This window comes from Streptococcus sp. HMSC066E07 (assembly GCF_001814695.1).
In the GTDB taxonomy this organism is placed as follows: Bacteria; Bacillota; Bacilli; order Lactobacillales; family Streptococcaceae; genus Streptococcus; species Streptococcus hominis.
Map to the genome: position 1 here is coordinate 1 of NZ_KV817454.1, position 840 is coordinate 840.

Annotated in this window: 1 protein-coding gene; it reads left to right on the forward strand. The window is 39.2% G+C overall.

Annotated elements, in window-relative coordinates; translation table 11 throughout:
- A partial coding sequence (locus tag HMPREF2984_RS09735) for a MucBP domain-containing protein (RefSeq protein ID WP_180363938.1) occupies positions 1-840 on the forward strand: 840 nt, incomplete at both ends.

Genomic DNA, 840 nt, shown 5'->3' on the forward strand with positions numbered 1-840 from the left:
ACTATGATCTTGTACCAGATATTCCAACACCAGATGAATACGGTAACGTTGTCGTTGATTACCAAGACAAGAAAGGTAATACTATCGCACCACGTGTTGTTGATACACCAGATAGCAAAGTTGGTACGAACTACGATACAACAGATCACAAACCAACTAGAATTACTACAGCTGATGGTAAAGTTTATCGCATTGATCTAAATGCAACTCAAGGTCAAGAAAGTGGTAAGATTGTCAAAGGAACTACTCGTGTTGTCTATGTTTACGATGAAGTGGTTGGTGATGTAACCGTTCATTATAAAGATGAAGATGGCAAAGTTATCAAAGATCCTGAAAAAGATACAACTGGTGCTCCAATCAATACGGTTTATGACACTCGTGATCACGCTCATAAGACGATTACTACAAAAGATGGTCGTACCTATGAAATTGTTCCTGAAAAGACTCAAGGTCTTGAACAAGGTCGCGTTGTTGAAGGAAATACAGATGTTACGTATATCTACAAACAAGTATTCGGTGATGTAGTTGTTCACTATGAAGACGAATCTGGTAAGAAGATCAAAGAAGATGTAACGGATACTTCTCATGCTCGTGTTGGCGAAAATTACGATACGACCGATCACAAGACGACAGCGATCAAGTCTGGTGATAAAGTGTACAACCTCGTTCCTGAAAAGACAAAAGGTAATGAAAAAGGTAAAGTTACCAAAGGTGTAACCGAAGTTACTTATGTCTACAAGGAAGTGAAAGCAGAGCCTAAGAAGAAAGGAACCAATGCTAAGGGTGAAGATGTCAACGGTAAGACCATGTTGGCAGGTTCAACTGAAGTTTATACGATTG